This window comes from Spirochaetaceae bacterium (genome assembly GCA_009784515.1).
Taxonomy (GTDB): Bacteria; Spirochaetota; Spirochaetia; order WRBN01; family WRBN01; genus WRBN01.
In genome coordinates this window covers 1-23,705 of sequence record WRBN01000018.1, presented here as the reverse complement: position 1 = coordinate 23,705, position 23,705 = coordinate 1, and the positions used below count along the sequence as shown (strand labels likewise).

Below are 23,705 nucleotides of genomic sequence, written 5' to 3'. Positions count from 1 at the left end.
TAGGGTAACATCTAGGCGGTAAATTCGGCCGCCTTCCAGCTGGCCGTTGCTAATAACTTCGCCGCTGTCAATATCGGTTATGCGGGCAAACAAGCCAAACCCTTCATCGCGGGCGCGTACCAGCTCGTTAGGCAGGGCATATTGCATCATAACGGTGTAATAAAGCGGGAAGTTCCCCTCTTTGTTAATAGTTAGCGGCAACACCGTGTTACGCGGTAAGTTAGCCAGCGGAGCCTCGTTAAAAGGCATACGCCTTATTAGCGGCTGGGCCGCTAAGCCTCTAAAATTTCCGCTAAGAATATTGTTATTATTTAACGAAGTGGTAGCGGTTAAATTAAGGTTTTCAAGGTTATCGGCTTTAATAATGGCGCGTATGGTTTCAAAAAATTGAGCGGTAACAAAAGTGTTGTGCCAAACGCCTGCTCGTTGCTGTAACATAATGGTAAAGATAAGCCGGGTTAACAGTTGGTCGTTACTATCTACCAGCACTTGTAAGTGAGCTATTTGGATAAGCCGCTCTAAGTTACTGCCCCAAAAAACACGGTTATCGTGGCCATCGGGGTTGGTAAAACTTACGCCGCGCCCGTCAAATTGGATAAAACGCCTTAAATCTCTCAAAATAGTTTCGGCTAAATCATTTTGCCCGCCGTAAGCAGCGGCTAAGCCGATAAGAACAGCGCTGCCGCTATCGGCATCTGTCAGTAAATTTTGTAAAGCCGATACCGCTAAAGGTTCTCCATGTAAAGCCAGTACGTAAGCGGCATAACTGCGTAAATAACGGCTTTCTCTTAAATTTTGGGCAATAGCTCGGGTAAAGTTTAGCAGCGAGTTTTTGTTGATAGGATAGTCAAAGCCTTCTTCATCGGCATAAGCCAAAATATGAGCTATACGAATAGAGACAAAACTATTAGTTACTCTGCCGTCCGGCCAAAAAGGGAAGCCGCCGTCATTACGCTGAAAGCCGGCAAAACGTCTAAGCTCACTTTCCACAACTTGTCTTGGGTTGTCAATTTCACTAGCAAGGCCGAGCGTATCGATGTAACGACCAAAAATAATCAGCGGCAGTAAGGCGCTGCTGCGCTGCTCAAGGCAGCCAAAAGGATAGCGGAATAAGTAACGCGCACTTTCCCTAAGCATAGCAAGGCGGGTGGCATCTAAGCTTAGTTCAATAAAACCGTCATTCCGGAAGGCAAAACCCGGAATAACAATATGTTCTTCGCTTCTGTTGGTAGTACTATCCAGCTGCCCGATAAAGGCTACCGTTTCGTAAACTACTGGGCGTTCAATGATGAGCGGTACTTCGATAATTTCATTTAAAGGGACCGATTGCAGCCTAAAGCTTAGTACCGTTTCGCCTTCGTTTAAAGCCGCCAAATTAAAAGGGACAAGACGGCTTTCACCGTTTGGCAGGCTAATTCTTTTGCTGGTTTCGTCATCAATTCGGGCCGTAGCATTATTAACGCGCAGGCCATCGTTGGTAATACGGCTGCCGTCTCTCAGCTGTAAACTTACGGTAACTTCTTGGGTAGTCCCGCTTAAGTTGGTAAGCATAAGGCCAACCTCGCCGGTATCGCGTTCGCGCATGCGCAGTGGTTTAACCACTTGGGCATTAATAGGGTTGCGCACGCCGATTTCGCTTTCGGCTTTAGCAAATAAATTATCGTTAGCCCCTACTACCGTTATGCGGTATAAAGTAAGATTATCGGGCAAGGTAAAGGTTACCTGTACTTTGCCTTCGCTATCGGTTACGATGCTGGGCTCAAAAAGAGCGGTAGGATTAAAGTCGCGCCGTGTAGCCATTTTATCGTCATCTTCTTCGGCATCGCCACCCGCTAAGGTTTTTACATCGTAGGTTACCGGGTCAAAAAGTAAATCACGGCTATCACCGCCGCCGGTATACAGCGGAAAGTTACTAATGTTATAAAAAAATTGAATAGGGTCGGGCACCCGGTAGCCGGCCACATCAAGCACGCCGCGGTCAACCACCATTAAAGTTAATTCTGTTCCGGCAAGCGGCCTTTGGCCGCGTCGGGCAGTAACCTCTAGGGTTACCTCTTCGCCGGGGCGATAAAATTGTTTATCGGTTTGAATGTCTAGGTCGAACGATAAAGTATAAGGGTCTACAAACAGAGCCGTTACTCCATAGTAGCCCATAGGTTTGTCTAAATCTATCCCACCAAAGCTGTTATCGGCCGGTCTTGTTCGTACCGAGTAGCTGCTGATGCTTACATAAACTACAGGAACATATTCTAAAGCAATAGGAATTTCAATTACATTGGCCTCGCCCTCTAGTTCGGTAATATATTCATGAAAAATTCCTTCGCGTTCAATGGTAACTAAGTAACGTCCCCGCGGCAGCGGGCTTTGTAAGAGCAGCTGCGCCCTTTCGCCGGGCAAATAAACCTCTTTATCGCTGCTAATGTTTAAAGCGGTGGCGCTATCGGCAAAAAAGCCGCTAAAGTTAGAGCCGGTGGCAAAAAATGATAGCTCCGTTACTGCTAAGGCGCCAAATTCATCAAAACTTTGCACGCGTACAAAGTAGCTGCCGGCGGCATCGGGCCGTACCGTAAAGCTGCCGCTACCGGCCGTTAAAGCTCCTTCGCTTACTTTAACCTCCGTTCGTTCCCAGCGGCTATGAATACGGTCATCACCGCTTTGCTGGTTGGCCAGCTTCCATTCCACCCGGTAAAGTTCCCAGTTTAAGCCGGCCGTCCTTCTATCCTGCTGCAGCATTCTCACCCCAACGGCTCTTTCGTCGTTAGGAAGCACGGTGCTGTAATCAATTCTAAAATTATCATTTACTCTGACAAAAGGGCTTTGGCCGCTGGCCCGTCTTAAACCAATATAAAAACGAGCCGGGTGCAGCATCAGACTGGTTTGTCCGCTTAGCTGTTGACCGGCGGCATCGGTGATGATAAATTGAGCGGTAAGGTTATAAGGTACGCCGATAATACCAAAGTTACTTTCGGTAGGCAGGCTCTCTGAGGCCTCTCCTAAGCCGTTAAGGGTCCCATTCCTTTGGCTAAGCGAGCGGCTATTGGCGGCAAAATTAAGCGGGCCAAAGCGGTAGTCTCTAAAATTACTGCTTCTAAAGGCGGTGGGTAAAGCCGACCAGCTTACGCGGTAAGGCGCACCCGAGAGTACTCCGCCGGCCAGATAACTGGCCGTAACGCTGCTAAGCACATTATCGCCCTTAAAAAAGATGACGGGAGGAGCCGATACCGCAATTTGGTAACGTGCATTGGCAAAAGCGGCTACTTCTAGCTCGGTAAAAATACGGTTGGCTCCCGGTGTGCTGCGCCTGTAAACCAACTGGTAATAACCATTTTCGGCCTCTTCGCTTAAAGTAAAGCTGCCCCAAAAGCCACCGGTATCGCTGGTCGTGCCTTCGCTGCCGGCAATCCGTACATTTCTGGGGTCAAAAAGTTCGATGGTGTAACCACCGCTATACGGTGTAAATTCGCCAAAATGCAGCGTACGGTCAAGCCCTCTGAACGATAACGTTTCGCCGGCGCGGTAAAGCCGCCTGTCGCTAAAAACAAAAGTTCTTTGCTGCGGGTCAAGCACGGCATCGGCCCCGCGCGACCACACTCCATTGGCCCATTGGTTATGGCCCCTAAGGGCATAAAAAGCCCTATCACTGCCGTTTTCTACCAATAAAAATAAGGTTCTTCCTCTTATGCTGCTGCGGTATAATTCTTCACCAAGCGGCAAAGTGGCTAGGCCATTGCTATCCACTACAGCTTCGGCTAATGGTGGGTGGTTTCTAAAAATATCTATATTACCTCTGTTACGTAAACCCCAGCTCCAGCCGCTATCAAAGGCATAGGCCTTAACAACGGCCCCTTCTAGGGGCAAGCCGGTATCCAGCGCTGCCACCATAGCGGCAATTCGGTTGTAGCCATAACGGGCGGTAATACCAATGTTAGTAACTTGAACGTTGACCGACCTATCATACGTTATAACTTCGTCTCTATCGCTCCAAGAGTAGCGAAAGCTATCGCTTTGCAGCTGGGCGGCAAAATACACCCAGCCAAAACCTTCTGCATTAACAAAAGAGCTTAAATTAAAATCTTTAAAGATAGGAGTATTTTTTACCTCTAACCCGGTAATAGGTTCGCCTGTATTGCCGGTTAAAGTTATATGGGCATAAGGGTTAAAGGCTTGGCCGATACGGTAACGGCCGCTTTGCATATTTTGCAGGGCCATCACAATGCGGGGCGTATAACTGGCTTCCAGCATGCCGACACCTTCAGCGCTCATGTGCAGTTCGGGGAAAGGCCTAGCCCCTTCTAGTTGCACCGATAAAGCCGCATTGAGGGGTTGGCCGTCAATATCGCGCAGGTTTTGGCTAACATTAATGGTAAACCTTTCGCCAATGTTAATGGGTAAATCGTGCAAAATAATGGTGTTACCGCGCACGGTAATGTTGTTATCATTAAGGGGTTTGGCCGGTACAAAGCTGATGGCCTCTCTAATAGAAGCAGCATTAATAGGGTTATTAAAGCGTAAATAAATGGGGTTTAAGCCTTCGGCAGCAGTAAAGCGGTTTTGTGTACTTACAGATAAGTTACGTAAAGGTTGCAGGGTGTTAAAGCTGTAACTTTGCTCGCTGCTGCGGCCTAAAAAATTTGCTTGGCTGCGGGCGCCTTCCCGAAGCACCACCCGAATTTGGCTATTGGCCGGCGGCGGGTTATTTAGCACAATGGCCACATTGCGACTATCAACATTGCTTATTTGATAACTTAATGTGCGAGCTCCGTCCCTAATATCGATAAATTGCCTAATAAAACTGGCCGGAACATCGTAGTTAAAGCTAAGCCTTAAGTAACGCGCTATGGGCAAGGGCACATTACTGTTACTAAACGAGCGTGCCGTTCCTGTATACCCAAAACCTACTTGCATACCGGTCATGGCCAGCTCTTCGGTGGTAAAGTTAAAGCTAAAGTTATCTTGTAATGTACGGCCATTAAGGGCCCTAAAGCCTTGATTTACCGTAACGGTGTAGCGGTGCTGGGCAATAACGGCCTCATCGCTTTCAAACACCAGCAAGCTGCTGGTTAAGTAACGCCAGCGGCCCCTTATCGGCGGGTTAATGGTTATGCCCTGCACAGCGGTAATTTCGGCCCCTAAAGCCTGAAGCGATACGATGGGGTGATTAAACATAAGCATAACTTGCGGATAACTGACACGCGCCGGCAGCGGCCCTTGCGGGCTATAATCTATCACTCTAAGTTCTTCGTTACTGCTGGTGGCTAATAAAGCGGCATCGGCGGCTTCGTAATCGTTTAAAGCCGGACTGGTGTAATAATTTATATAAAATTGGTCGAAAGCCCTTAGTGGTACAGCTGCCTGAGTACCGGCGGCGGTACTTACCCATTGTTCGCTTATAGTGCGGCTATTGCCTGCGCCATAAGCCGACACGGGGGTAAAATCGAGGTGCTCGCTTTCGCTAATAATAACACTATTAATTTCGTGCAGCCCGCTTTCGTCTTCATCGCAAGCTGTAAGAAAAATAAGCGTTAAAACCGTTAAAGAAATAAAAGCTATCTTTTTATAAATTACCATCATAGTTATTAGTTTACAACATAATGAAGATTTTAGCAAGGCAGAATTTAAATAAAATATTTTTTATCTATCCGTTTATAATAGTTTACGGAATATTACCTTTGACAAAACAGCAAAATCCCTTTATACTAAAGCTATGTTTGGTAATGTTAAATATAAAGATAGCTTATTTTCCGAAGCTATAAAAAAGGCCATACATTATTGCCAAAGCCACGATATATTAAAAAAGTTTTTTAAAGAGCACGCCCTGGAGGTAACAGGTATGTTGATGAAAGAATGGACACAAGAAGAGATGGAAGCGGCTATTAAAGAAGTAGACAGAGAGGAAGGTCTGCTTGAAGGTGGAGGAAAAGGTATGCTAGAAGGCAAACTAGAGATAGCTCGTAATGCTTTAGCTAATGGCTTAGCCTTAGAGGGAATTGCTGCTATTATCGGCCTTAATTTAGACGAGATTAAAGCTTTAAGCTAATAACTATGAAATTTACACGGTTTAAACGTTTTAAAAAACCCACGATTACTTTATTAGCAGGCTTTGCTGCCATCTACCTTATTTTAGCCTTAAGCCCTTACCCGGAGCTTAGGCAATTTAGAAACCGTCCGGTAAGTGTGCGTTATTACGATGTAAATGATACATTGCTGCAAATACTGGCGGCTAATAATGATGGCCTGCGGCGTGAATATACTCCTTACCGCCAGCTAGACCGCGAACTGATTAGGCTTTTTATCACCAGCGAAGACCGGCGTTTTTACTTTCATAATGGTATCGATTTATTGGCGGTAGCACGGGCTATACAAAGTAACCAGAGCAGCGGCCGGCAAGTAAGTGGAGCCAGCACCATTACGATGCAGCTGGCACGTATGATAAGCCCGCACGAAGGCGGTATGCGGGGTAAGCTGCTGGAAGCTTTTAATGCCTTGCGTCTTGAGGCACGCCTAAGCAAACGTACCATTTTAGAGCTTTATTTAAATAATTTGCCTTTTTCCTTTAATACCGAAGGGGTTACCAGTGCGGCGCGTTATTTTTTTGGCAGTAATTTAAACGATTTAAATTTAAGCCAAAAGCTAAGTTTAGTAATTATTCCGCGCCGTCCGCAGCTGTATAATCCTCATCTTAATAATATGGCTACGGCCCGGCAAAGTTTTTTATTGGCGGAGCGCTTAGGTTATAACCTTACCGAACAACAAATAGCAGAAGCATTAACCAATAGCCAAAGTTTTACTTACCCTTTTTTAATGCCGCATTATATTAATTATTTACAAACCCAAAGAGGGCCGAGAACCTACGAACGGCGGCTGGCGGCCGACCTTGATTTTTACAACTACCTCGAACGGCGTATGCAGTTTTATTTACAGGGGCAAGAACAATACCGTTTAAATGCGGGGGCTATGGTGGTCTTTGATAACCGCAGCGGCCAAATTTTAGCTTATATTGGTAGTCCTAACTTTTTTGACGATGTTATCTTAGGGCAAATTGACGGCGTGCAGATAAGGCGCGAGCCCGGCAGTACGTTAAAGCCTTTTTTATATACGCTTGGTCTTGAAAGAGGTTTTGAGGCTAATGATATTTTACCCGATATTCCTACCGAGTTTGGTACGGGAGCCGTTGGAGCAGTTTATATACCGCGTAACTTTAACGAACGTTTTAACGGCCCGGTGCGTTACCGTGAGGCTTTAGCCAGCAGTCTTAATATCCCGGCGGTTTATTTGTTGGAGCGGCTTGGCGTACAAAATTTTACCGATTATCTGTTAGATTTTGGTTTTAATTCGTTAAGCACGCAGCGCGGGGATTTAGGCTTAAGTCTAGCGTTAGGCGGAGCCAATGTTAGTTTATTCGAGCTGACGCGGGCTTTTAGCGCTTTGGCTAACGAAGGACAATTATTTAGAGTACAAAGCGATAGAAATACAAGGCCGCAATTTATCCGTGTTACCAGCCAAAAAAGTGCCGTCTTAATGGCTTCCATTTTAAGTGATAGGGCGGCGCGCCGGCGCGGCTTTGGTGATGGTGTTTTTTTTGATACACCCTTTGAGGCTATCTTTAAAACCGGTACTTCCAATCAGTTTCAAAATATTTGGGCTTTGGGGGCCACACCGCATTATACCGTTGGGGTGTGGATGGGCAATTTTAGAAACGAAACGGTGATTGCGCGTACCGGCAGCGGGTTACCGGCGGCTTTAGTGCGCGATACGCTTATTTATTTACAAGGTGCAAACGAGGTTCACCCTACTTTCCAAAGCCCGGCGAATTTTTATAAAGTTGTCGAGATTTGCGCTTTATCGGGTATGGCGGCTACACCTTACTGCCCTTTTACCTTAAGTGAGTATGTAAGTTTTAATCAGCATTTGCAGCCGTGTAATTGGCATCAGGCCGATGGTTCTATTTTGTATCCCGAAGAATATAGCCATTACCTTAGTTTATTTAACCGTTACGAGCAGGTAAGTTCGCAGCCTAGTCGGTTACGTTTTCTTACACCGAATGACGGAGCGGTTTTTTTTATTGATGACAGAATTAGTAGCAATAACCAAGCTCTGCGGATTGAGATAGCTGGGGGCAACGACAGCGAGACTTTTTTGTGGATTAACGATAGGCGCGTGGCCCATTTTTACGGGCCGCCGTATCGTTACCATTTACCTTTAGCGCGCGGCAATTATTGGCTGGAGGCCGAGAACGGCGGAGAAAGGGCCTTTTTGCAGATTGAAGTTCGATAAAGGGTAAGAAAATACCCCGCCTTTGGCGGCGGGGAGTATTTTTAGCTAATTACGGCCATTAAATCGTCGGCTTTAACAATTAAATGTTCGGCGCCGTCAATTTTTACGCTGCTGCCGGCGTATTTATCGTACATTACTTTGTCGCCGGCCTTTACAGTTATTTTTTCATCGGTACCAACGGCTACCACAATACCCAGCTGGGTTTTTTCTTGGGCAGTATCGGGGATAAAAAGGCCGCCTTTAGTTTTAGTTTCGGCCTGCTCAACCTTTACTAAGATGCGGTCGGCTAGGGGTTTTACGGTCATTTATTTGCCTCTCCTAATTATATATTATTTTTTACTAAAGATAATCAAAAACAGCTAGTAAGTCAAGTAAGAATTAAAAAGTAAAAATTAAGAACTAAAAGGTGCAGTTTTTAATTATTACTTTTTATCTTAATTAATTTTTCGCTTAATTTCTTTTAGTTTAAAATCATCGATTAAATTTTTAAGATAGATAAAAGCCTCGTTTTCTTCGGGAAATTTTACCTTTTGCAATAAAGCAAGGGTATCGTTTAAAAAAAAGGCAACCTCTTTCGTAGCGTTAAAGGCGGCGTTATCAATACGGTAGGTATCGCCGTGCCTAAGCATATCGTAGTAGCTGGCTAAAGCGGGAGGTGGCCTGCCTATTTGTACCGAAAGCATAGACCACAACTGGTTTTCGATAATCTCAAGCGGGCTTTTGGCTTTTAATGGAAAAACCTCGCGCAAAAAGCGGCTGATGGCCGGCCAATGTAATCTATCAAGTTCATCGATAGCTCCAAAAAGGTGCATAAGCTCTTCGTTATTGCTATTCTCGATATTAAGCATAGGGTATTTAAGAATACGGTCGACATTTTGCTGCAAATGGGCATTAATAATGGCGTGGCCTTTGTCGATTTTTTCTTGCTTTTCTTTGGCTACTTCTATGGTTTTTTGTTCGTGGCCAATTAGCCCTTCCACAAAGGCTAGCTCGGCGGTTAAAAAAACGGTAACGCTGGCATCGGGCGGCAGCGAGCGGTAGCGGCTTTGAAAGGAATCTAGCAAAGGCTGGGCTTTATTGCTGTAAGCGGCTAAATCGTTGTAACAGGCTATAATTTTAGAAATAGTAATTTCGTTTTCGTTGCTATTTTTGCTCATAAATATATAATCGTCTTTTTTAATTTCAATTTATAGCATTTACAAATAATTGTCAATTGCCAATTATTTGTAAATGTGTTAAGATAAAGCTATGAAGATTATTCCCGTAGCAAGTGGTAAAGGTGGTGTAGGTAAAAGTTCGCTGGCAGCTAACTTAGCGGTCTTACTGGCGGCTAAGGGCAAAGTTATTTTAGTAGATGCCGATTTAGGCAGCAGCAACTTGCACCTGTTATTAGGTATGCGCCGCATAGATAAAGGCATAGGCTCGTTTTTAACCGGTAATAGCAGCGAAAATTTAGCTAGTTATCTTATGGCTACCGGTTACGATAACTTACAGTTTATCCCCGGCGATTCCGGTATTCCCGGTATGGCTAACATCGATTTTGCCAAAAAAAAGGCCTTAATTAACCAGTTATTAAAGCTGGAGGCCGATTACCTTATTATCGATTTAGGGGCCGGCTCGGCCTTTAATACGCTCGACTTTTTTTTAATTAGTAATGCCGCTTTATTGGTAACTTCGCCTACGGCGGCAGCGGCCCTATCGGCTTACTTGTTTTTAAAAAACGCCGTCTTTCGTATTATTACCGCCAGCTTTCCCGCCGGCAGCGCCGGGTATAATTTAATGGAAGAGCTTAAAAAAGGTAACTTAAATTTGCAGTATATTGATATTAGCAAATTAAAAACCGAGTTAGCCAAAGTAGACAGCCAAAATTATGCCGAATTTGAGCGGTTGTTAAACAACTTTAATCCTATGTTGGTGGTAAATATGTTAAGCGAACCCAGCGAAGCTGCCCGTGCCGAACGTTTAAAGGCCAGCTGTTTACAACATTTAGGGGTAAAGCTGGAGCTTTTAGGCGTAGTTTTTAGAGACGACAGCCAAAACAAAGCCTTAGCCGGCGGGCTGCCGGTGGTGCGCTATAAACCGCAAGGGGTAATGAGCCGCGCTTTAATGCGTATTGCTACTAAGCTGGAAGAAGCCGTAACCAAGCACGAAGGGAATTTATTAAATACCGAAAATTTAGCTAAAGAGCCCTTAACGACTACAGAAGTAGAGGAAGATTACCGTGTAAAGGCCGAAGGAGTAGCCGACTTATATATTAATGAAGCCATAAGCGAAGGGGATATGTTAGAAACCCTGCGCGTGCAGCAATACGAGCTTAACCAGCTACGTAAAGAAAACCGCTACTTAAAGCACAAGATTGTGGAATTAATGAAAAAGTAGGTAAATTAATTAAGAATTAATAATTGCAAAATTCTTAATTCTTAATCCGCCTTATAATAAGTACAAATATTATTATAGAATTTTTAAACAAATAGCTTGTAAAGGTGATTGACAAAGAATAATTCCTGTCGTATAGTGGTTATAAATTCGTGTTATAATAGGTATAAATCCTGTTGCGAATTCTTTAAAAAATAACGATTTACGGAATGTGCTTTTATGAATAAGAATAAAAAAATATCTTTAACGATGGAAATAGCCATACTTTTTTTAATTATTAATATGGTCTCTATCTTAACTTTAAGCGTAGTATTTACCGTTGCTGCTCGAAGTGTTATGCAAGAACAAATACTTAGCGATGTGTCGAACGATGTGCATGCTCTACAAGATAGGCTTTTGGCTCAGTTTTCCGAATGGAACTCGTTGATGTTATTTACGGCCGCCGCTGCCGCTCCTATCATAGAGGAACAACCCTTTAACCAAGCGGCTATGCATAATTTACTTATCCGTAATGCGGCTATACAGCCGATAGCTTTGTCGTTATTTGCCACCAGCAATGTGCCGTGGTGGTACGATGACGGCGGGTTTGCCGTTTTTCATAACCAACCGCTGGAATGGCAGCCGCAGCCCGATTGGCATAACTGGGAGCGGCCATGGTTTTTAGCGGCCAAAGCTAATCCCGGTAGGGTAGGTTATGCCTCACCTTTTATTAGCGCTTTATGGGGTAACCTTATTATTGCGCTTGGCACCAACATTTATGATGCGCAGGGCCGCGATATTGGCGTAATTGCCGCCGATATTGAGCTTAGCTTTTTGCTTGATATGCTTACCGAAATTACCAATATCCCTAATCAGCAGGTAAGTTTAATTAATCAGCAAGGGCTTTTTATTACGCATAATAACCCCGCTTTTGTGATGCAAAGAAATTTTTTTACCGAGTTTAATCTTGAGCGTTACGAACAAAATATTTTAAATAGGCCTTCTTTTCAGCAATTAGATGGTGATGTTTTTATTTATTCGCAGCTTATTCCCGGTGTAAATTGGATTTTAATTTCTACCCTTCCTACTACCGAAATTTTTGCTCAGGTAAACCACTTTATTTGGTATATGGTTATTATTAGTTTAGTGCTGTTAGCCATAGCTACTACAAGCGCCATTGTATTTACCCGTCAAAAACTCGTCCAGCCTATACGTATGATAATGCTAGAGGCTGCTTCAATGGCTAGCGGCGATTTGCGTAAAAAAGTTGATGATAAATTGCTTACCCGCCGAGACGAACTTGGCCAGCTTTTTACGGCCCTTGAAGCGGTACGTACCGGCTTAAACGAGATAATAGGCACGGTGGTGCAGGCTAGCGCGACAATGCTTAGCAGCAGTACAGAAATTAACGACTCGTCGGCGCAGCTAGCTCAAAATAGCAGTGAGCAAGCGGCTAGGGCCGAAGAAATTAGCGCCAGTATGGAAGAAATGGGAGCTACCATCGCTCAAAGCGCCGAGAATGCCGCTAAAACCGAAAAAATTGCCGTAAACAGCAGCCGTGAGATGAAGGATGGTGGCGATAAGGTGGCCGAAACCGTTAAGGCTATGAAAAGCATTGCCGAAAAAATTAGTTTGATAGAAGATATTGCCAGCCAAACCAACTTGCTGGCCCTTAATGCCGCCATTGAGGCGGCGCGGGCCGGTGATGCCGGGCGCGGCTTTGCCGTTGTGGCCGGTGAGGTGCGTAAGCTGGCCGAACGCAGTGCGGCATCGGCTACCGAAATTAGCGAATTGGCCGGCCGTAGTGTTAAGGTGGCCGAAGAAGCCGGTAAATCTATCCTTGATGTAGTGCCCGAAATTCAAAATACGGCCCAGTTGGTAGAAGAAATTAGCAGCAGTACCCGCCAGCAAAATGAAGGTGTGGAGCAAGTTATTAAAGCTATTACCGGTTTGGATAGTATTATTCAGCACAACGCCAGTGCGGCCGAAGAGATTAACAGCAGCGCCGAAGTGCTTAACGAGCAGGCTAATTTGCTTAAAAAAGAGGTAGATTTTTTTAAAATTGATGACAATGATGCTAAAAAATTATTAAAATAATAAACTGTTTTCATAAAATGAGCATATAAATCCCCTTCACTGACGAAGGGGTGGCCGTTAGGCCGGGGTAGTGGTCGTAACTAAGTGCGATTAAGCTTTCCACTCCCTCGTCTGCTCGTTTCGCCAGCGGAGGGGATTTGAAAGTGCAATTTATCAATTCCCGTGTTCTTCTGCCTCTTGACCCTTATAGCCGAAAGGAGTATGCTTGAAGAAAAATAAAAGGATAAACTATGTTATATATAAATTACCCCAGCTGGCTTAGGCCCGAAATATTTCCTTTTTTGCCCGGTTTTTTAGGGCAAATTAGATGGTATGGTTTAATGTATATTTTGGCCTTTTTAACGGCCTATATTTTGGCCAAAAAATATTTAGCTAAACAAGAACAACCTTTGCTTAATAAAAAGCAGCTGGAAGATTTATTTTTATACGGTATTGTTGGCCTATTATTAGGGGCACGGCTCTTTTATGTTTTTGTTTATGGTTTTAGCGAATTTGCTGGTAACCCGTTAAGTATTATTTGGCCCTTTCAGGGCGGGCAATTTGTGGGTATATCGGGCTTAAGTTTTCATGGCGGAGTTATCGGCGGAGTTATTGGCGTTTTAGTTTACTGTTGGCGGTTTAAAATTAATTTTTTAGCGGCCGCCGATTTAATGGCGATGGTAATTCCTTTTGGCTATACTTGGGGCCGGCTGGGCAACTTTATTAACGGCGAGCTTTACGGCCGCATTACGGCGGCCGGTTGGGGAATGCTTTTTCCGCAGGCCACGCCGGTTTTTACTTATCATATTTGGGTACAACAAATTGCCGAACAGATAGGCATGGATATTACGGGCGATATTTTTGTTAATTTACCGCGTTATCCCAGCCAGCTGGTGCAAGGTTTTGCCGAAGGCCTGTTGGTGGGCTTACTTTTATGGTTTGTTATAGCCCGTTTTAAAAAATTTAACGGTATGGTTACCGCCTTTATGTTTATGGGCTTTGGCTTTGCCCGTTTTTTTGTAGAATATTTACGCGAGCCCGACAGTCATTTGGGATTTGTTGTAGCTTTAGGACCCGGCGATAATTTACCCCAGCTTTTTACCAGCTTTTTAAATTTAAGTATGGGGCAAATTTTAAGTTTATTTATGATATTGGCTGGAGCCGCTATTTTTGTAGCTAGTTATATTTTAAATAAAAAGCAAATAGCTTTAGATTTTAAAGTAAGGAGTAAAAATTAAGAGATTATTAATTTTTACTCCTTACTTTTTAATTATTAATTTTACCTATTATTATCCGTTCATCACCGGCTAAATCGCGTTCGGTATGGGTGTGGTTAAAGCCCGCCGCTATTAATAATTTATTAATAGCGGCCATTTGGCGCGGGTCGGCCTCTAAGATAATGGCGCTAGTTTTACCTTGCGCTTGTTTTATGAGTTTGGCAATTAAAATTAAGCCATCGCCGCCGCCATCAAGGGCCAGTGCGGGCTCTTGCCACTGTTCGGCCAGTTTTTCGTTGGTTTCTTCTGTGGTCAGGTAAGGTAGATTAGCGATAATAACATCGTAACTTTCATCGTCTTCCAGCAGCGATACCTCTTTAAAGGCCACCTTACCGCCGGTTAAGTTTTGGTTATTAACAGCAAATACCTCTGCCGCTATGGAGCTAATATCGCTGGCCGTTACCAGAACGGCTTCGCCAAGTTCAAGCGCTAAAGTGATGGCGAGGCAGCCGCTGCCGGTACCGACATCGCGCAAAGTTTTAAAGGGCTGCTTCCGATATAAAGCCAATACGGTTTCTATTAGTATTTCGCTATCGGGGCGGGGAATAAGTACCCCTTTTTTGATAAAAAAGTTACGGCCATAAAATTCACGGTTGTTAATAAGATAAGCCACCGGGTAACCGGTTAATCTTTTTTTTATAAGTTTTTGATAGCTATCAAGTTGTTCATCACAAAGCCGGTAATCACTAGGCAAACTATAAAGCTGCGTTCGGTTTAGTTTTAAAGTATGAGCAAGTAAAAGGCCGGCATCTAGCTGCGGACTATCGCTAATGGCCTTTAATTGCCGGCCGGCCTCTATTAAAATATCTTTAAGAAACATAATTTTTCTTTAGGTAACAATTAATAGATAATAACTCATAGCTTATGCTGGCCGCTGTACGGCTTTTATAATTATTAATTATTACTTCTTAATTTTTATTTAAGCAGGCCGCACAGCTGGCGACATAACTGCTATCGCCAATTTCGATTAAACCTTTTTTGCTTTTTTTACCAACCCATTTGGTATAGCCGGCTTTAGCGTGGCTATCGGCATCATCGTGGGTTTGGTTGTAACATGCAGTCTCTAAGAGCTCTATTTTGGTGATAAAAGGCAAAAAACGGCTTATGGCGACAAAACTTTCTTGTTCGCTGCTACCGTTAAGGCCGCCGGCTATTAAGGGAATGTTGTTATGCACAATTTTTTTAAAGAAAAGATGAGCTTCGTCTTCGTCATCGTTAAAAAGGTGCAGCTCGTCAATAAAGATAGCCTCGTAGGGGCTAAGGTCTAGTTTATTAAGTTCGGTAAAATTGTCAACCACAATATTTTCGATGTTGTGCCGGCTGTTGGCAAAACGTTTTTCCATCACTTTATCACGGGTAATAAAGCCGCGGTTATCTATAACCGGCCTAATAAAGAGGTATTGATAGTAACTTTGCGCTTTTTCTAATAAAATAAGCTCGAGCAGTCGTGCCGATTTGCCCGAAAACATAGGGCCGGTAATAAAGGTAATGTTAGCCATTTGGTTATTGTAAGCCAAATGTGCAGTTATGGCAAGGGGCTTGAATAGCTGAGAGTTGAGAACTAAAAACTGATAGTTGACAAACATAGAATAAGAGTTACAATCTTTCAGTTTTCAGTTTTCAGTTTTCAGTTTTCAGTTTTCAGTTTTCAGTTTTCAGTTTTCAGTTTTCAGTTTTCAGTTATTAACGTGCCGATAGTTAATATTATGGTTATTGGCATAGCGGGTAAAACGGCCGCCGGTAAAAATATGGCGGCAAATACCCTAGAAAAACAGGGTTATTTAATAATTGATGCCGATAAGTTAGGCATAGAGGCCTTAACAGCCAATAAAAACGCCATAGTGGCTGCCTTTGGTACGGCCATTTTAGATAGTAGCGGTGAGGTTAGCCGCCCTAAGTTGGGCCAACTGGTTTTTAGCGGTAAGGAGCAGTTGGTTAAGCTTAACGCTATTAGCCACCCTTACATTGTAGAGCAAATTAAAAAAATAATTGAGCAAAACAAAGAGAGAGAGATAGCCATTAATGCGGCTTTACTGCCTTATTGGCCGCTAAAAGGTTATGTAAATGTGGTAATTTGGCTAACGGCCCCGTTACCGGTAAGAGTGATAAGGGCTTTAAAACGCGATAAACGAGGTTTGTTGTTTACTTTAAAGCGTATTTACAGCCAGCGCAGCCTTAGCCTAAAATATTTAAGCTATAAAGTCGATATTTATAGAGTAAGGAATTATTGCGGGCAAAGGTACCTAAATAAACAAATGGTTAAAATATTAAGTAAAATAAAGCAGGGTGGTTATGCAAAATAAAGTAAGATTATTTGCTGTAGTTTCGGCAGGCTTTATTATGGTGCTAACTATCTTTTTAGCCTTTACCGTTTTTAGCAGCGGCAATAGGCTGCCTGCAACTATAGCTAATCAACCCTTGTTGCCGGGTGAAGATTCTGTTATCATTGCCACCGACCCGTACGATTTACCTCCCGCAGAAGATGAAACGGCCGAGCAAACTACGGTAACTAATACAATTAATAATAATATTGGCTTTTTTTTAAGTATGGTTGACGAAGCTGCCGAGCCACCGCCCTCCGGCGTCGTGCCAATAACGCCGCCTGTGATTATTCCGCCGCCATCGGCTGTAACACCTCCGCCGGTTACGGTTAGCCCGCCGGCCGCGACAACGGCTACGGATAACCAGCCGGCAACACCAACTATCACCGTACCGCTAACGCAGCAGCCTGCGGTTAATCCGCCGGCGTCAATAACAAGACTGCCGGCCGCTACCACTAATGTAACGGCCGAAAATTTTGTTAATCGCCAAGCATTTTGGGTGCAGTTAGTAAGTTACCCCAGTATGATAAGGGCTATAGAAGAACGTGATAGGTTAATAGAATACGGCTATCTGGCCATAATTCAAACTGCTCGTGTGCATGGACAAGATTTTTACCGGCTGCATATTGGGGCGTGGAACGACCGGCGTGATGCCGAGCGTTTTAGGGACCGTATCCGCACCGAAGGCCGTTACGGTGATGCTTTTGTGGTAGAGGCTATTATGCGGCGGTTGGCTAATTAGCAGTAAATTTTGGGCTAAAGGTATACCTTAGCCGGCACGATAATTAAAGGCAAAGAGGGTTAATAATGCTACGAGGATTATGGATAGGCACCAGCGGTATGCAAGCACAGGAGCATAGGTTAGATGTAATAGCTAACAACTTAGCCAATGTGGATACTAACGGTTTTAAGCGCGATGTTTCGGTGATGAAGGCCTTTCCGGAATTGCTTATTAGGCGCACCAACGATAACGGTGTGCGCACTATGCCTATTGGTAGCTTTGATACCGCCCCTATCGTTGGCCGGCTGGGCACAGGGGTAGAATATAACGAAACTTACACCGCCTTTGAGCAAGGCAGCTTTAAAGAAACCGGTAACGATTTTGACATTGCTTTAGGTAGTAACGGCATAAGGGCGGAAGGTTTTTTTGTGATAGAAACCCCGCACGGCGAACGTTACACCCGTAACGGTTCGTTTACTTTAGGGCGCGAAGGTTATGTGGTAACCAAAGAGGGCTTTAGGGTGATGGGCGAAAACGGCCCTATCCGCGTGAAGGAAAATAACTTTAGAATCGATATTGACGGCAATATTTTTTACAATGCCGTTTACGACCTTGATGACGAACGGCAGCTGGTAAGCGCCACCGGTAACCAGTGGGAACAAACAGAACTTTTTGACAGGCTTAAAATTGTGCATTTTTACGATTTGATGGGGCAAGATGCCGCCCGTTACCTCAATAAACAAGGCGGCAGTTTGTGGCAGGCCAGCCAGCTTTCGGGTGAGGCGGTTTTAATGGAGCGCGATAACCCGGCTCGGCCGCAGGTGCTGCAAGGGGTTTTAGAGACCTCCAGTGTTAATGCTATTAGCGAGATGGTTAATATGATAGCGGCTAACCGCGCTTACGAAGCCAACCAACGCACCGTACAAACAGCCGATAACACCATAGACCAAATAATTAACCGTGTCTTACGCAGTAATTAATAAGTTATATAGGTTTTAAGCCCGTAATTTTATAGTTTAATCTAGTGTTATATGTTATAATACAAATTAGGGGATTGACATCAATGATGAAAACTGATACTCTCTTTATTGCCTTAAGGGAGAAAAAGATATGAAATTTAATAAAAAGGCCGGCCTTAAATATTTAGGTTTAATTTTATTGGCGGCCTTAGTGGGTTGCGCTACTACGAATAATGCCGACAGCGGGCAAGACGCTTTTGTGCGCGAAGTGGTAAGAGAAACTAACCGCCACATTAGGTTGCCGATGATGATTGCCGACGGCTTGCGCTGGGATTCTACAAGGGCCGAGCGCGGCGGCAGAATGGTGCATACTTATACTTTAGTAAATCATACAGCTGCCGAGATTGATGCCGTAGCTTTTGTTGCCGAGATGCGACCCGTTATAATAGCTAACTTAAGGGCCAATGCCGCTGTAATGCAACCTTTGCTAGATAATAGGGTAACTATAGTTTATGTTTATCGGGACAGAAACCGGCGCGAAATTACTCGGATAGAGCTAACTTATCAAGAATATAGATAAATTATAAAATTAATTATATTTATACAGATGGATAGTTTCCTTTTTCTTAATTTTAGTTGACAAAATAGCTTGTTTGGGAGTATACTCCCGATACTAAGAGAGGAATTTATGAAAAAATTGACAAAATTTTTTATAGTGTTGGTTTTGCTAACGGCAACGGTAAATGTTTATGCAAACAGGGAATTAGATAATTTTGTACGTAATGTAGTACGTGAGATAAACCGTGAAATAAGTTTACCCGTAATGGTCGCCGAAGGCGAAAGGTTAGAATCTATTCGTTCGGAGCGCGGCGGAAAAATTGTTTATCTTTTTACCCTTACTGAAATAGCTGTAGCCGATGTAAACGTACCCGTCTTTACTGCGGCTGTGCGTACCAACTTAATTGAAGCTTTAAGCGGCCAACCCGAATTGCAAGAGTTTAGAGACATGGGTGTAACAATGGTTTACGTTTACAGAGATAACCGCCGCCGCCAAATTACCCGTATAGAGTTAGCGCCCGGCGAATATTAAATTATAACAAAGCTAAAAAGTTATCAGAGTGGTCTAGTCGCCACTCTTTTATTTATTTAAATGAGTAACTACCTATACAAAAATAATTTATGCACGAATATAATATAAAATACCGTATCCCTATTGTTAATGCGTTGGGAATAGAGTTGGTTATCATTTGGTTTCTTGTTGTTAATAATACTGCTTTGGTAGCGCCCGATAGACGTTTTATTGTTGTGTTGCCGGTTTTTTTATTATTTATTATTGTCAATAAATTGCCTTTTTTTATTAAAAATAAAAAAATAGTTTTAGGCAGTTCGGCGTTAAAAATAAATGATGACGAAAAAATCATTTTTTACAACACCATCACCGGGTTGCAATTAAATGAACTAAGAGGCAATAGGGTCGCTCTTTTGCCGGTTATCAGTTAATTATTAACTATAAGGACCACGATAATGGCGATAAAAAACGCACGCTGCGTTGGGCTGTTTACCAAAATTTAGCTGTAGAAAATGTAGATAATGTAGTAAATTTATATGAAAAGTTAAAAACCCTGACAAATGTTTATAGGTAGGAGTAATTAATGAACGCATATTATATAAAAGGTTGCACCAATCCTAACGCCGTAGTTATTTTTGGTTTGCTTGAAGGCGAGCTAAAATCTTTGTATTTAAAATATGAGTCAAAAAAGGGTGTAGTTAAATAATGACCGAAAAAGTAAACATTAATATCGGCGGCCTTAGCTGTGCCGCCTGCGCCAAACGAGTGGAACGGGCCTTAGCCAAAACCGCCGGTGTAAGTGTGGCCACCGTTAATTATGCCACCGAAAAAGCCGCTATTAGTTTTGATAATAAACAAACTAATTTGACTGCTTTGGCGCAGGTGGTAAACAAAGCCGGCTATAAATGGTTGGGCGCAGAGGCTAAAGATAGCGCCAAAGAAGAGCGGGCTTTAAAGTTACGCGTCGTTGTGGCAGCTATCTTTGCTGCACCGTTATTTTATATGGTGATGGGGCCAAAGGTTGGGCTGCCTATCCCGGCGGTTATCGATTATATGTCCCTGCTAAGGCTGGTGGACGCAAGCCACGACTTTGAATTTCTTTATACCACTGCCCTGCGGGACGCCACAACTAATGCCTTTGTGCAGCTTTTTTTAACTATTCCCCTCGTTATAGCCGGCTTTAATTTTTACCGGCGCGGCTTTAAGGCCTTAATCAATTTTTCGCCCAATATGGATAGCCTTGTGGCCGTAGGCACGGCGGCGGCCATTGTGTACAGCTTTTTTAGCATTTATCGTATTTTAGAGGGCGATGCCCATGCGGCGCATTACCTTTACTTTGAGATAGCCGGTATCATTTTAACTTTAGTGCTGGTGGGTAAAATGCTAGAACTTAAAAATAAAAACCGTGCAAAACAATCTATCGAAAGATTACTTAAATTAACGCCGCAAACGGCCATCAGAGAGTTGGCCGGTGGCGGAGAAGAAGAGATTGCTTTAAATTTAGTGCAAAAAGGTGATATTTTAATTGTTAAAAGCGGCGAGAAAGTCCCGGTCGACGGCGTTATCACCGAAGGAGCGGCTTATATTGATGAGCAAATGATTACCGGCGAGAGTATCCCAGTAAGTAAAGGCCAAGCTGCCGAAGTAATTGGAGCTACCATTAACACCGATGGTTACTTTAAAATGCGTGCCGGCCGGGTAGGCGAGGCTATGCTGATTAATCAAATTGCCAAATTGGTGGAAGATGCGCAGGCCAGCCGTGCGCCTATTGAGGCGTTGGCCGATACGGTGTCTAAGTTTTTTGTGCCGGCGGTTATCTTGATGGCTATTATTGCTTTTGGCGGCTGGTTGTTGGCCGGCGCACCGCTGACAACGGCCTTAACTATTGCGGTGGCGGTGCTGGTTATTGCCTGTCCGTGCGCGCTTGGCCTTGCTACACCAATGGCCATTATGATGGGCAGCGGACGCGGCGCCCAGTTGGGTTTACTGATTAAAGGCGGCGAGGCTTTTGAGCGGGCAGCCAAAGTTAATAGCGTGGTTTTTGATAAAACCGGCACCATCACAGAGGGTAAACCCAAATTAATAAAAACTTTGCTTATAAATGACAATCTAACTGAAAACGAAGCCGTTAAGCTTGCCGCCAGCTTAGAGCAAGGCAGCAGCCACCCGTTGGCTTTAGCTTTTGTTACGGCTAATCAACTTGGTTTGTACCCATTAACTAATTTTGCTACTTTAAGCGGACTAGGCGTGAGCGGAGGTATTGATGATAATCATTATTTACTTGGCGCTAAAAATTTAATGTTTAACAATAATATTAAATTACCGGAGAGTTATGAGCAGCTGGAGGCCGAAGGTACGCTTATCTTTTTGGCGCAGAATAATTTGTTGGCGGCTGTTTTTGTGGTGCGCGATGTTATTAAGACCGAAAGCGCCGCCGCTATGGCCCAGCTGGCAGCTATGCAGATAAATACTATTATGCTTACCGGTGATAACCACACGACGGCCCAGCTTATTGCTCAGCAGGCCGGGATTAAGGCGGTTTTTGCCGAAGTTCGCCCCGATGGTAAAGGCGAAAAAATTAAAGAACTTAAAGATAGCGGCCGTATCGTGGCGATGGTGGGTGATGGCATTAACGATACCATTGCTTTAGCCGAAGCGCATGTGGGTATTGCCGTAGCCAGTGGCAGCGATGTGGCCTTAGATGAAGCCGATATTGTGTTAATGAAAGATAATTTACAAGATGTAGTTAAAGCTTTGCGTTTAAGCAAAGCCACGATGCGCACCATTAAACAAAACCTTTTTTGGGCTTTTAGTTATAATATTATCGGCTTGCCTTTGGCGGCGGGAGTTTTTCATATTTTTGGCGGGCCGCTGCTTAACCCTATGTTTGCCGCCTTTGCGATGGCCTTTAGCAGTTTAGCGGTAATTAGTAATGCTTTAAGGTTAAAAGCTTTTAAATAGTAAAAAAATAGTTGACAAAACCGATACTAGGTGTTATAGTAGTTAGTTATGAATAAAAGTGATATGCCGTTAAAAGAAATTGTTGATAGTAACCAAAATATTTACGAAATTACCAATGTGGCCATTAGGCGGGCAGCCCAACTCACCCTAAGCAGCGATGAAAGCTTTTTTAAAGAAGAAGGCAAAGTGGTATCGCTGGCTTTAAAAGAGGTAATGCACAAAGTTGTAAGTTATAAGATTGACCAAGACTAAACTGCTGGCTTTATTAGGCCCTACTGCCGTAGGTAAAACGGCCCTAGTTAATAACTTAGCCGGCCGTTTTAGCGGGGTAATTTATGCCGACAGCGCTTCTTTTTACAGGCAGCTTAATATTGGCAGCGCCAAGCCAAGCCCTGCCGAACAACAACTTATTCTTCATCATTTTATAAATTGTTTAAATTTTAATGAGCAACTTACCGCTAGTAATTTTACCCGGCAGGCTGAGCAGCTTATCGCTGCAAGTAAAGGAGATTTACTGCTAACCGGTGGCTCGTTATTTTATTTGCAAAATTTGCTCTACGGCAGCAGCGAGGCGCCGCCGCCCAGCGAAGCTACCCGCAAATATATTCAGCAAAGGTTAATTAATGAAGGTAAGCCGGCGTTATATAACGAATTAAGCAGGGTAGACCCTATAAGCGCCGGCCGCCTGCATAGTAACGATAGTTACCGCGTAAGCCGGGCTCTCGAGGTGTTTTATGATACCGGACGACCGCTCTCCAGCTTTGCTCGGCCGCTTAAACCGCGCAAAGATTTAAACTTAACCATTATTATTTTAGAACGACCGCGCGAAGAACTTTATCAAAGGATTAACGAAAGGATAGAGTTTATGTTTACTGCCGGTTTAGCTGCCGAAGTAGCTAACTTAAAACAACTGGGAGCAACGGCGGCTAGCCCGGCGATGAAAGCTATTGGTTATGCCGAGTGGTTTAACCCTAATCTTAGCAGCGAAGCCGAAATTAAAGAGGCTATTAAACAAAATACCCGCCGTTATGCTAAGCGGCAGCTAACTTTTTTACGCAGTTTAAAACCTTATAGCAGTTGCTTTAATGCCGATGATACGGTGCAGATAATAGAGGGAATAAGGAATGCGCTTTTATAATTATTTTCTATTCCTTATCCCTCATTAATTTATACAGTTACCGGTTCGGTAGTTGGGGCCAAAGTTTCTTGCGGCCTAATACTTTCTATGCGTGTATGGCTGCACCACCACTTGTAAGCGGCTACAGTTAGCGGAGCGCTAATAAGCAAAGAGAGTAAATTGATGACAAAATGAATACCGTAAGCAGAAATTAAAAATTGGTAGTCGCCACTTTGCAGGGCAGCAATCATATCTTCACTGCCGGCGCCTAAAAATTCCGGGATAAAAGCTGTAACTAATAAAATAATAAATATGACGAAAATAGATTTAGGAAAGTTGCTAAAGTTACCGTTAAAAGCCAATTTAGCGCCCGAGAACGTAGCTCGGTTAAAGACATAATTAGAAAATTTCTTAATAAGGTAAGGAGCCGCTAATCCTAAACTTAAAACTATACCTAAACTAATGAGTAAAGTAACTAATCCTAATTTAAAACGGTTGGTGTAGTAGTGGCTGGCTTCGGTGGCGGTAGGTAATACGGTGCCGTTAATTTGCCAAATAGTTACGTTAGCGGCCAC

20 protein-coding genes are annotated in these 23,705 nt (G+C 43.6%); 14 read left to right on the top strand and 6 right to left on the bottom strand.

Annotation, left to right across the window (positions count from 1 at the left end; translation table 11 throughout):
- Nucleotides 1-5,571, bottom strand: a 5,571-nt coding sequence (locus FWE37_03500; protein MCL2520058.1) for an MG2 domain-containing protein, incomplete at its 3' end; no start/stop codon positions are given.
- Between the two features lie 133 nt (nucleotides 5,572-5,704).
- On the opposite strand from FWE37_03500, the gene FWE37_03495 reads away from it, so the two are divergent.
- Together FWE37_03495 and FWE37_03490 are read left to right on the top strand one after the other, a co-directional pair.
- Nucleotides 5,705-6,037 carry a hypothetical protein gene (locus FWE37_03495; protein MCL2520057.1) on the top strand — a complete coding sequence of 111 codons (333 nt, stop codon included), beginning with the start codon at nucleotides 5,705-5,707 and terminating at the stop codon, nucleotides 6,035-6,037.
- Nucleotides 6,038-6,042: 5 nt separating this feature from the next.
- Nucleotides 6,043-8,274: a transglycosylase domain-containing protein gene (locus tag FWE37_03490; protein ID MCL2520056.1), complete on the top strand. Its 2,232-nt coding sequence runs from the start codon at nucleotides 6,043-6,045 to the stop codon at nucleotides 8,272-8,274.
- Nucleotides 8,275-8,315: 41 nt separating this feature from the next.
- Here the strand turns inward: FWE37_03490 and FWE37_03485 are convergent, their stop codons facing one another.
- Together FWE37_03485 and FWE37_03480 are read right to left on the bottom strand one after the other, a co-directional pair.
- Nucleotides 8,316-8,579 carry a co-chaperone GroES gene (locus tag FWE37_03485; protein MCL2520055.1) on the bottom strand — a complete coding sequence of 88 codons (264 nt, stop codon included), beginning with the start codon at nucleotides 8,577-8,579 and terminating at the stop codon, nucleotides 8,316-8,318.
- Nucleotides 8,580-8,708: 129 nt separating this feature from the next.
- Nucleotides 8,709-9,431, bottom strand: a complete 723-nt coding sequence (locus tag FWE37_03480) for a hypothetical protein (protein ID MCL2520054.1) — start codon at nucleotides 9,429-9,431, stop codon at nucleotides 8,709-8,711.
- 91 nt (nucleotides 9,432-9,522) lie between these two features.
- Here FWE37_03480 and FWE37_03475 point away from each other — a divergent pair, with 91 nt between their 5' ends.
- The 3 genes from FWE37_03475 (at nucleotide 9,523) to lgt (ending at nucleotide 13,943) form a co-directional block, all read left to right on the top strand.
- Nucleotides 9,523-10,653, top strand: a complete 1,131-nt coding sequence (locus FWE37_03475; protein ID MCL2520053.1) for a P-loop NTPase — start codon at nucleotides 9,523-9,525, stop codon at nucleotides 10,651-10,653.
- 216 nt (nucleotides 10,654-10,869) lie between these two features.
- Nucleotides 10,870-12,726: a methyl-accepting chemotaxis protein gene (locus FWE37_03470; GenBank protein MCL2520052.1), complete on the top strand. Its 1,857-nt coding sequence runs from the start codon at nucleotides 10,870-10,872 to the stop codon at nucleotides 12,724-12,726.
- A 230-nt stretch (nucleotides 12,727-12,956) separates the two neighbouring features.
- Nucleotides 12,957-13,943 carry a prolipoprotein diacylglyceryl transferase gene (gene lgt, locus FWE37_03465; GenBank protein ID MCL2520051.1) on the top strand — a complete coding sequence of 329 codons (987 nt, stop codon included), beginning with the start codon at nucleotides 12,957-12,959 and terminating at the stop codon, nucleotides 13,941-13,943.
- A gap of 28 nt (nucleotides 13,944-13,971) precedes the next feature.
- On the opposite strand, the gene prmC is transcribed toward lgt, so the two are convergent.
- Together prmC and FWE37_03455 are read right to left on the bottom strand one after the other, a co-directional pair.
- Nucleotides 13,972-14,802 carry a peptide chain release factor N(5)-glutamine methyltransferase gene (gene prmC, locus FWE37_03460; protein ID MCL2520050.1) on the bottom strand — a complete coding sequence of 277 codons (831 nt, stop codon included), beginning with the start codon at nucleotides 14,800-14,802 and terminating at the stop codon, nucleotides 13,972-13,974.
- Between the two features lie 88 nt (nucleotides 14,803-14,890).
- Nucleotides 14,891-15,481, bottom strand: a complete 591-nt coding sequence (locus FWE37_03455) for a hypothetical protein (GenBank protein MCL2520049.1) — start codon at nucleotides 15,479-15,481, stop codon at nucleotides 14,891-14,893.
- Nucleotides 15,482-15,688: 207 nt separating this feature from the next.
- On the opposite strand from FWE37_03455, the gene coaE reads away from it, so the two are divergent.
- From coaE to miaA, 9 genes are all read left to right on the top strand, one after another.
- Nucleotides 15,689-16,285, top strand: a complete 597-nt coding sequence (gene coaE, locus FWE37_03450) for a dephospho-CoA kinase (protein ID MCL2520048.1) — start codon at nucleotides 15,689-15,691, stop codon at nucleotides 16,283-16,285.
- Entirely contained in the window at nucleotides 16,275-17,045 is a 771-nt protein-coding gene (locus FWE37_03445; protein ID MCL2520047.1) for an SPOR domain-containing protein, read from the top strand. Before coaE ends, FWE37_03445 begins: the two co-directional genes overlap by 11 nt.
- 65 nt (nucleotides 17,046-17,110) lie before the next feature.
- A complete protein-coding gene (locus tag FWE37_03440; protein MCL2520046.1) occupies nucleotides 17,111-18,004 on the top strand; it encodes a flagellar hook-basal body protein in 894 nt (297 codons plus the stop codon).
- Nucleotides 18,005-18,134: 130 nt separating this feature from the next.
- Entirely contained in the window at nucleotides 18,135-18,563 is a 429-nt protein-coding gene (locus tag FWE37_03435) for a hypothetical protein (protein ID MCL2520045.1), read from the top strand.
- 108 nt (nucleotides 18,564-18,671) lie between these two features.
- Entirely contained in the window at nucleotides 18,672-19,073 is a 402-nt protein-coding gene (locus FWE37_03430) for a hypothetical protein (GenBank protein ID MCL2520044.1), read from the top strand.
- Nucleotides 19,074-19,162: 89 nt separating this feature from the next.
- Complete coding sequence (locus FWE37_03425; GenBank protein MCL2520043.1) at nucleotides 19,163-19,483, top strand: hypothetical protein; 321 nt, start codon at nucleotides 19,163-19,165, stop codon at nucleotides 19,481-19,483.
- 274 nt (nucleotides 19,484-19,757) lie between these two features.
- Nucleotides 19,758-22,013 (top strand): heavy metal translocating P-type ATPase, encoded by a 2,256-nt coding sequence (locus FWE37_03420; GenBank protein ID MCL2520042.1) that lies wholly within the window; start codon nucleotides 19,758-19,760, stop codon nucleotides 22,011-22,013.
- A gap of 48 nt (nucleotides 22,014-22,061) precedes the next feature.
- The gene (locus FWE37_03415) at nucleotides 22,062-22,265 is read left to right on the top strand and encodes a DNA-directed RNA polymerase subunit omega (protein ID MCL2520041.1); all 204 of its coding nucleotides are present in this window, start codon (nucleotides 22,062-22,064) and stop codon (nucleotides 22,263-22,265) included.
- Nucleotides 22,252-23,151, top strand: coding sequence for a tRNA (adenosine(37)-N6)-dimethylallyltransferase MiaA (miaA, locus tag FWE37_03410; protein ID MCL2520040.1), 900 nt, complete (start codon nucleotides 22,252-22,254; stop codon nucleotides 23,149-23,151). Before FWE37_03415 ends, miaA begins: the two co-directional genes overlap by 14 nt.
- 29 nt (nucleotides 23,152-23,180) lie before the next feature.
- Here the strand turns inward: miaA and FWE37_03405 are convergent.
- Nucleotides 23,181-23,705: YjgN family protein (locus FWE37_03405; protein MCL2520039.1), on the bottom strand; the 525-nt coding region annotated here is incomplete at its 5' end.

Bases quoted from the DNA above. Each gene is read 5' to 3' on its own strand.
- FWE37_03495 (MCL2520057.1), top strand. From the start codon at position 5,705: ATGTTTGGTAATGTTAAATATAAAGATAGCTTATTTTCCGAAGCTATA.
- FWE37_03445 (MCL2520047.1), top strand. From the start codon at position 16,275: ATGCAAAATAAAGTAAGATTATTTGCTGTAGTTTCGGCAGGCTTTATT.
- FWE37_03470 (MCL2520052.1), top strand. From the start codon at position 10,870: ATGAATAAGAATAAAAAAATATCTTTAACGATGGAAATAGCCATACTT.
- FWE37_03415 (MCL2520041.1), top strand. From the start codon at position 22,062: ATGAATAAAAGTGATATGCCGTTAAAAGAAATTGTTGATAGTAACCAA.
- FWE37_03485 (MCL2520055.1), bottom strand. From the start codon at position 8,579: ATGACCGTAAAACCCCTAGCCGACCGCATCTTAGTAAAGGTTGAGCAG.
- FWE37_03490 (MCL2520056.1), top strand. From the start codon at position 6,043: ATGAAATTTACACGGTTTAAACGTTTTAAAAAACCCACGATTACTTTA.
- FWE37_03435 (MCL2520045.1), top strand. From the start codon at position 18,135: ATGAAATTTAATAAAAAGGCCGGCCTTAAATATTTAGGTTTAATTTTA.
- FWE37_03430 (MCL2520044.1), top strand. From the start codon at position 18,672: ATGAAAAAATTGACAAAATTTTTTATAGTGTTGGTTTTGCTAACGGCA.
- prmC (MCL2520050.1), bottom strand. From the start codon at position 14,802: ATGTTTCTTAAAGATATTTTAATAGAGGCCGGCCGGCAATTAAAGGCC.
- FWE37_03425 (MCL2520043.1), top strand. From the start codon at position 19,163: ATGCACGAATATAATATAAAATACCGTATCCCTATTGTTAATGCGTTG.
- FWE37_03455 (MCL2520049.1), bottom strand. From the start codon at position 15,481: ATGGCTAACATTACCTTTATTACCGGCCCTATGTTTTCGGGCAAATCG.
- FWE37_03420 (MCL2520042.1), top strand. From the start codon at position 19,758: ATGACCGAAAAAGTAAACATTAATATCGGCGGCCTTAGCTGTGCCGCC.
- coaE (MCL2520048.1), top strand. From the start codon at position 15,689: ATGGTTATTGGCATAGCGGGTAAAACGGCCGCCGGTAAAAATATGGCG.
- FWE37_03475 (MCL2520053.1), top strand. From the start codon at position 9,523: ATGAAGATTATTCCCGTAGCAAGTGGTAAAGGTGGTGTAGGTAAAAGT.
- FWE37_03440 (MCL2520046.1), top strand. From the start codon at position 17,111: ATGCTACGAGGATTATGGATAGGCACCAGCGGTATGCAAGCACAGGAG.
- FWE37_03480 (MCL2520054.1), bottom strand. From the start codon at position 9,431: ATGAGCAAAAATAGCAACGAAAACGAAATTACTATTTCTAAAATTATA.
- lgt (MCL2520051.1), top strand. From the start codon at position 12,957: ATGTTATATATAAATTACCCCAGCTGGCTTAGGCCCGAAATATTTCCT.